The 5,961-nt window shown below is 66.5% G+C and carries 9 protein-coding genes and 2 pseudogenes; 4 read left to right on the top strand and 7 right to left on the bottom strand.

Translation table 11 applies throughout. The features are described from left to right. Nucleotides 1–97: 97 nt before the first annotated feature. A pseudogene (gene rio1 / locus GJ629_RS13625) lies at nt 98–999 on the bottom strand (serine/threonine-protein kinase Rio1). A 158-nt stretch (nt 1,000–1,157) separates the two neighbouring features. Here rio1 and GJ629_RS13620 point away from each other — a divergent pair. The 3 genes from GJ629_RS13620 to GJ629_RS13610 all read left to right on the top strand — a co-directional run bounded on the left by GJ629_RS13620 (nt 1,158) and on the right by GJ629_RS13610 (nt 2,462). Further along, nucleotides 1,158–1,421 carry an AbrB/MazE/SpoVT family DNA-binding domain-containing protein gene (locus tag GJ629_RS13620; RefSeq protein WP_157513537.1) on the top strand — a complete coding sequence of 88 codons (264 nt, stop codon included), beginning with the start codon at nt 1,158–1,160 and terminating at the stop codon, nt 1,419–1,421. Further along, entirely contained in the window at nt 1,418–1,894 is a 477-nt protein-coding gene (locus tag GJ629_RS13615) for a type II toxin-antitoxin system VapC family toxin (RefSeq protein ID WP_157513536.1), read from the top strand. Before GJ629_RS13620 ends, GJ629_RS13615 begins: the two co-directional genes overlap by 4 nt. A gap of 67 nt (nt 1,895–1,961) precedes the next feature. After that, on the top strand, nt 1,962–2,462 hold the full coding sequence (locus GJ629_RS13610; RefSeq protein ID WP_157513535.1) for a hypothetical protein: 501 nt from the start codon (nt 1,962–1,964) through the stop codon (nt 2,460–2,462). Here the strand turns inward: GJ629_RS13610 and GJ629_RS13605 are convergent. The 3 genes from GJ629_RS13605 to GJ629_RS13600 form a co-directional block, all read right to left on the bottom strand. After that, complete coding sequence (locus tag GJ629_RS13605; protein ID WP_157513534.1) at nt 2,459–2,926, bottom strand: cupin domain-containing protein; 468 nt, start codon at nt 2,924–2,926, stop codon at nt 2,459–2,461. The genes GJ629_RS13610 and GJ629_RS13605 overlap by 4 nt on opposite strands. A gap of 30 nt (nt 2,927–2,956) precedes the next feature. After that, entirely contained in the window at nt 2,957–3,121 is a 165-nt protein-coding gene (locus tag GJ629_RS16395) for a DUF6757 family protein (RefSeq protein WP_197428618.1), read from the bottom strand. 76 nt (nt 3,122–3,197) lie between these two features. Further along, the gene (locus tag GJ629_RS13600; protein ID WP_157513533.1) at nt 3,198–3,983 is read right to left on the bottom strand and encodes a PHP domain-containing protein; all 786 of its coding nucleotides are present in this window, start codon (nt 3,981–3,983) and stop codon (nt 3,198–3,200) included. A gap of 161 nt (nt 3,984–4,144) precedes the next feature. Between GJ629_RS13600 and GJ629_RS13595 the strand changes: the two genes are divergently transcribed. Continuing rightward, on the top strand, nt 4,145–4,429 hold the full coding sequence (locus GJ629_RS13595) for a DUF2795 domain-containing protein (RefSeq protein ID WP_157513532.1): 285 nt from the start codon (nt 4,145–4,147) through the stop codon (nt 4,427–4,429). A gap of 72 nt (nt 4,430–4,501) precedes the next feature. Here the strand turns inward: GJ629_RS13595 and GJ629_RS13590 are convergent, their stop codons facing one another. The 3 genes and pseudogenes from GJ629_RS13590 to GJ629_RS16390 all read right to left on the bottom strand — a co-directional run. Next, nucleotides 4,502–4,912, bottom strand: coding sequence for a hypothetical protein (locus GJ629_RS13590; protein WP_157513531.1), 411 nt, complete (start codon nt 4,910–4,912; stop codon nt 4,502–4,504). A 2-nt stretch (nt 4,913–4,914) separates the two neighbouring features. Next, nucleotides 4,915–5,601, bottom strand: a complete 687-nt coding sequence (locus tag GJ629_RS13585) for an ATPase domain-containing protein (protein ID WP_157513530.1) — start codon at nt 5,599–5,601, stop codon at nt 4,915–4,917. A gap of 88 nt (nt 5,602–5,689) precedes the next feature. Then, nucleotides 5,690–5,961, bottom strand: a pseudogene (locus GJ629_RS16390) (hypothetical protein); the annotation flags it as partial.

Raw genomic sequence — 5,961 nt, 5'->3', positions numbered from 1 at the left:
CGACGAGACGGGCGTCTACGTCGACGGCGATCGGGTCACCGCGCCCGACGTCGACCCGTCGTGGGCGGCCGCGCGGCGGCTCGCCGACGACCCGTGACTACCCAGCGGGGTCGGTCTCGTTGGTCGTCTGCCCCGCCGCCGAGTTCTCGGTCGACCTGTCGTCGTCGGTGATGTAGTCGTACAGTTCCTCGCCCGTGACGGGCATCCCCTGCCGGGAGAAGAAGCTCGCGACGTTCTCACAGTCACGTTCGAGGAACTCCTCGGCGTTGGGGTGGTGTTCGGTGACCGCCTGCCCGAGGTCGATGACCACGAGTTCGCCGTCGTGGATGACCATATTGTACTCGCTGAGGTCGCCGTGGACGAGGCCGGCGTCGTAGAGTCGACACATGTACTCCCGGACGACTTGGTAGGCCGTCTCGGGGTTCTCGACGTCGACTTCGCTGAGGCGCTTTGCGCGGTCGCCGTCGGCCTCGATGTACTCCATCACGAGGACGTTGCGCTCGACGGCGATGGGGTTGGGCACTCTCACGCCGGCCTGCTGGGCGCGCTTGAGGTTGGCGAACTCCTTGCGGACCCACGCCATCACGACCTTGCGTTTGTCCTGGCCGATACCCTCGAAGCGTGGGTCGCCGTCGAGGTAGCCCCGCATGTCCTTGAAGTCCGACGCGTTGATGCGGTAGACCTTCACCGCGACTTCTTCGTCGTCGCCCAGCGCGGTGTAGACGTTTGCCTCCTTGCCCGTCGAGATGGGGCCGCCGAAGGCGTCGATATGGCCGTCCTGGACCAGTTTGTAGATGGCGGCGTAGGTTGCGTCGTCGAACACCGACGCCTCGACTTTGAACTGCTCGGTGTTTTTGATGCGCTTGCGAAACTCCGAGAACTCCCGGTCGCGCTTGCGTGCGATCCGGTCGCGTCGGTGTCGGAGACGTCTATCTCCTCCCACTCGTCGCCGACGCCGTCGGCCTCCTCCTGGTCGAGGAGGTCGAAGTCCCCTGTCATCTGTCCCCGGGTACGACGGCGAACCCTAAAAGGAACAGGCCCGAGGCCCGCCTCACGCAACCAGATACGCGAACCCCGGTGAGTGTCCCCCGCGCTGCAGCGGCTCTCTCGACCCACTCGCCGTAATACTTTTCGAGTATTACACAATAGATATACGTATGCCCCGTGTCACGACGAAAGGTCAGGTCACGATTCCGAAGGAGATACGGGACGAACTGGGGATCGAACCCGGTGACGAGGTCGCCTTCGAGGAGAGCGAGTCCGGGTACACCATCCGGAAGGAGGCGCCGACGACGACCGACGGGAGCGACCCCTTCGAGAAGTATCGCGGGAGCGCCGACAGCGAGGAGACGATGCCCGAACGGATGCGAAAACTCCGCGGCGAGTATCCCCGGTCGGTCGACGACGAGGCAGAGCGATGATCACGGCGGTCGACACGAACGCGTTGCTCGCACTCCTGTACGAGGACGAACACGCCGACGAGAGCGAGCGCGAACTCCGAGACGCCTACAGGGATGGACGAGTCGTCGTCACACCTATCGTGTACGCCGAACTCGCGGCGGACGGCCACTTCGACAGCGCGTCGGCACTCGATCAGTTCCTCGAGGACCTCAGTATCTCCCTCGTCGAACCGTCCCGGGGCGCGCTGTTCCGCGCGGGCGAACAGTTCCGGGAGTACACCCGTCGTCGACCCGACGGGCTACAGTGTCCGTCCTGTGGGACAGAGCGGGCCGTCAGTTGCGAGGACTGCGGGACGGACCTCACACCACGGCAACACGTCGCCGCGGACTTCCTCGTCGGCGGACACGCGAGCGCCGACGCAGACAGGCTGGTCACGTTCGACCAGACGTTTTACGGGTCGTACTTCCCGTCGGTGACAGTCCGTCCGACGTGAGGAGACAGTTACCGCGCTCCGGACCGCCTCCCCGAGCGTTTTTCGCCGGCGCGCGCCACGTCCGGGTATGCTCGGCCCCGTCACCGAACTGATCCTTCTCGCCGTCTACCTCGCGACGCTGGCGGCGTCGCCGCTGGTCGCCGTCGGGACGCTCCGGCTCTCTGGCGAGCGCTCGACGACGGCCGCGCTCGGGACGGTCTTGGGCGGCCTCGCCGGCCTCCTCACGCTGTCGGTGACGGTGGTGGCGGCGCTGGTGACGGTTCCGGCGGCGGCGGTCCTCGCGCTCGCCGGCATCGCCTCGCTCGTCGGCGTCGTGGCCGTCCCGCTACTCGTCGGTCGTGATCTGATTCACGCGCGGCGACCCGTCGACAGAGGGGGCGCGCTCCGGTGGTCAGTCTTGGGACTGCCGGCCGCGCTGTCGGCGGGCGTCGTCCTCGTCGTCGTCGCCACGGGGCCGCTGGCCGGAACGGTCTGGCGCTGGCCGGTGTGGTTGCTGTGGGTCGTGACGACGCTTTCCGGTCCCGGAGCGATGGGGGCGCTGTTCGTCACCCTCGCGCCCGGCAGTTAGGTGAACCGGCCCGTCTCCGCGCCACAGTCCTGACAGATGGTTACGAGGGCGTCCCGGTCGTCGGTCAGTTCGATGGCCGTCGTCGTGCGCTCCCCGCAGTCGGGGCACTCCCGGCGGATGGTCGTCTCGCCCGTCGTTTGGGGCGCGCCGACCGCCAGCGCGCGGACCCGCGTCTCGCCCTCGTTGACGCCGCGCTGGAACTCGCCCGGGGCGAACCGGACGGCTTCGCCCGCCGCGACGGCCACGTCGCCGGACTCCGTCTCGAAGGTGACCGTCCCGGACTGGACGTAGAATATCTCCTCTTGATTCTCGTGGGCGTGATAGCCGAAGGCGAAGCTCTCGCCGGGCGCGAGTTCGTAGTAGTTGATCGCCACGTCCTCGGCCCCGAGCGCCCGCGAGACGGGGCGATTTACATCGGCCGGCCCCATCCGGGAGTCGATATCGTCGAGAGAGACACGCTCCATACCGGCCACAGACCCGGCAGCGAGAAAAGACTACTCCGTCCGGTCGATGTCGAGGTCCTTCTCGACGTCCTCCAGCCACTCCGAGTCCGCGAGGTCCTCCATCTGCTCGCGGAAGTGTTCCTTGCAGACGCCGACCTTCACGCCGTCTTTCTCGACGGCGATGTCGGCGTCACGGTCGCAGTAGTGACATTGCATACGCCTCCGTAGGACGCCGACCGCATTGAAGCCTGCGTTGTCGTCAGCCACGCGTCGGACGGAGGGTGACGGCAGTTCAGCCGTCCACCGAACGCGGGAGGGCCGCCCGGACGGCGTCGTAGCCCGGCCGGTCCAGTCCCGTCCCGCCGACTGTCTCCCCGTGGGCGTCGCTCCCGCCGGTGACCAGTAGGTCGTTGCGTTCGATTGCCTCGGTCAACGGCGTCGTCTCGGGGTCCTCGGCGTAGGGATAGACCCCTTCGACGGCGTCGAGGCGGTCGGTCAGCGACAGCGCCGCCGCCGGGTCGTCGTACCGGAATGGATGGGCCAGTCCGACGACCGAACAGGCCTCCGAGAGCACCTCGCGGCCGGTATCGAACTCGGGGATCGACCGCGAGACGTAGCAGGGTCCGTCGTCGCCGATCAGCGTCTCGAAGGCCTCGCCGTAGGTCGTCTCGGCGTCGCTGTCGTCGATGGCTCGCGCGACGTGCGGGCGCCCGACCCCCGGGCCGAGGTCGATGTCCAGCGTCACGCCGAGATGGTCTTCGACGCAGTCGACGATGCGTTCGGCGCGTTCGACCCGGTCGCGCTGGATGTCCGCACACAGGTCCCGGAGTCGGTCGGTCGGGTCGACGGCGTACCCAAGCAGGTCGACCCGGTCACAGTCGACGCCGGGCGTCTCGACGCGGAGTTCGATGCCGTTGATCACGGTGACGCCCTCGCGGTCGCGGACCGGCGCGGACAGCGCCGGGTTGATCCGGTCGTGGTCGGTTATCGCGACGGCCGAGAGCCCGGCGTCGGCCGCGGCCGCCGGCACCGCGTCCGGCGCGAGTTGTCCGTCCGAGACAGTCGTGTGGACGTGCAGGTCGCGACCACCATACCCGTGGTTGTGCGCCCGCCGGTATCCGTGTTTGGCCCGAGACTGTGTGTTAGAGACACGCGGTAATTATACACATAGAGTGACCTTCCACTAGTCTACATTATTAATAGTGAAGGTTTATTATCGACCATTAACTTCCTACGGGTATGAAGCTCACAGAGGCGACGGCGGCGTTCGACACACACAGCTATCCGGCGACGACAGCCGAGATGATCGAGGATTACGGCGAGATGGAACTGAATCTCCCCAACGGGACGGAGACGATGGGCGACGCGCTGGGTCGACTGGACGGCGAGACGTTCGAGTCCGCCGAGGAGGCCCGGATGGCCGCCTACAGCGCCGTCTCCAGCAAGGCCATCGGCCGGAAGGGGTACAGCGACCGCGACCCGGCTTTGCCGGGCGAAGAGGGTCCCGACCCGCTGTCGATCTGATCGGTACGGACGCGGCGCTTTTCGGTACTCGACGACGGATTAGGGACGGTAGAGTGCGGCCGACGCGGTCCGTCAGCGGTCGAGGAAGTCCGGTTTCTTCACGCGGTCGAGGTCGTCCTGATGGGGGCGTTCGAGGATGTCCATCTTGTCGAGGGCGCTCGGCAGGGAGTGTCGGCCCTCCGTCGGGACCTCGTCTTCCTCGACGGTGACCGTCTCGCCCTCGACGAGGTCGGCCCAGATGTCGTCGTCGTCGGCGCCGTCGCCGCCCTCGTACTGTTCCTTTTTGGCCTTGTTCTTGCCCTCCTCGTAGGCCAACTCGACGATACTGCGCTTGTAGGCGGTGTCCATCTCGTCGACGATGCGGTCGTACTCCTCAGGGTGGTCGTGGCCGAGTGACGCCGCGACACCGAGGGCGAACGCTCGCCCCATCGCCTCGTCACGGTCGAGGCTGTCCCAGTCGGTGTCGTAGCTGTCCTCGTACATGGTTAGCCGCCTATCTTGGTGTCGGTGTGGACGTGGAGGCCGTGGTCGCTGAAGGATATCCGGCGGATGTCACAGTCGATAGCGGTCCCGCGCATCTTGATCACCTGAATCCCGCGGGTCATCCCGCCCGACTCGAGGTAGTTGTGGAAGAAGATGACGCCGTGGGCCAGATAGTGTTCGTCCGAGTAGGCCGTCGGGTCGGTCATCTCCGAGATGAGCAGGATGGTCGCGTCGGTCTGTTTCAGCGCCGAGAGAAAGCCCGTTATCTCCTGGTTGGCATCCGAGAAGAAGTGCTGGAGCAGCATCGTCGAGTCGATGACCGCCCGGTCGATGTCGTTCGAGTCGAGAAAGGCGACCAGCCGGTTGGTCAGTCCGCCCTCGTGGCCGAACTGTGTGATGGTCCGTTTGCCGCTCTCGGTGACGAGATTGAGAAACTGGACCGCGTCGGACTGCATCGCCTTGTCGAAGCCGAAGTCGAAGCCGGCCATGTCCTGCATCAGTTCCTCTTTGGTCTCGTGCATCGTGATGTACAGACAGTTCTCCCCCTGTTTGGCACCCTGCGTGATGAACTGCGAGGAGAACGTCGTCTTACCGCTGCCCGGCGGGCCGCTGACGACGTAGAGTCGGCGTGGCAGCAACCCACCTTCGACGAGTTCGTCGAACCCCGGGACGCCGCTCGGAACGCGCATACCCCTACAACGAGGGCCGCTCCTGATAGGTGTTTCCTCACCGTTCTCACAGTTGATACCACCTGCCGACGGGCGGCGGTCGCCGGCGTCACCGTTCGAAACAGCGCGACCGGTCGCCCGCCTCCCGAATCGACAGCAGCGTCTCGGTCGCGTCGGCGTCGAACCCCATCGGCCGCCGCCACCACGGCCCCTTCCCCGAGTCGCTCGAGAGGGCCGTGACCAGTCGGTTGGCGTCGGCCCCGGCCGCGGCGCTGCTCAGCGGAATCGCCCGGTCGTACAGCGCCGACGCCTCGGGGTCGCCGGCAAGCAGGACTTCGGCGTCGGGGTCGGCCCGCTTGCGGTGGGCGTTGGCCGCGAGGT

Source organism: Halapricum sp. CBA1109 (assembly GCF_009741825.1).
Classification (GTDB): Archaea; Halobacteriota; Halobacteria; order Halobacteriales; family Haloarculaceae; genus Halapricum.
The sequence above is the reverse complement of the archived record's forward strand: the minus strand, read 5'-3'. Positions and strand labels throughout refer to the sequence as shown.

What these genes read in the sequence shown, in the direction of transcription:
- GJ629_RS13620 (WP_157513537.1), top strand. Translation starts at nt 1,158, where the DNA reads ATGCCCCGTGTCACGACGAAAGGTCAGGTCACGATTCCGAAGGAGATA.
- GJ629_RS13615 (WP_157513536.1), top strand. Translation starts at nt 1,418, where the DNA reads ATGATCACGGCGGTCGACACGAACGCGTTGCTCGCACTCCTGTACGAG.
- GJ629_RS13610 (WP_157513535.1), top strand. Translation starts at nt 1,962, where the DNA reads ATGCTCGGCCCCGTCACCGAACTGATCCTTCTCGCCGTCTACCTCGCG.
- GJ629_RS13605 (WP_157513534.1), bottom strand. Translation starts at nt 2,926, where the DNA reads ATGGAGCGTGTCTCTCTCGACGATATCGACTCCCGGATGGGGCCGGCC.
- GJ629_RS16395 (WP_197428618.1), bottom strand. Translation starts at nt 3,121, where the DNA reads ATGCAATGTCACTACTGCGACCGTGACGCCGACATCGCCGTCGAGAAA.
- GJ629_RS13595 (WP_157513532.1), top strand. Translation starts at nt 4,145, where the DNA reads ATGAAGCTCACAGAGGCGACGGCGGCGTTCGACACACACAGCTATCCG.
- GJ629_RS13590 (WP_157513531.1), bottom strand. Translation starts at nt 4,912, where the DNA reads ATGTACGAGGACAGCTACGACACCGACTGGGACAGCCTCGACCGTGAC.
- GJ629_RS13585 (WP_157513530.1), bottom strand. Translation starts at nt 5,601, where the DNA reads ATGCGCGTTCCGAGCGGCGTCCCGGGGTTCGACGAACTCGTCGAAGGT.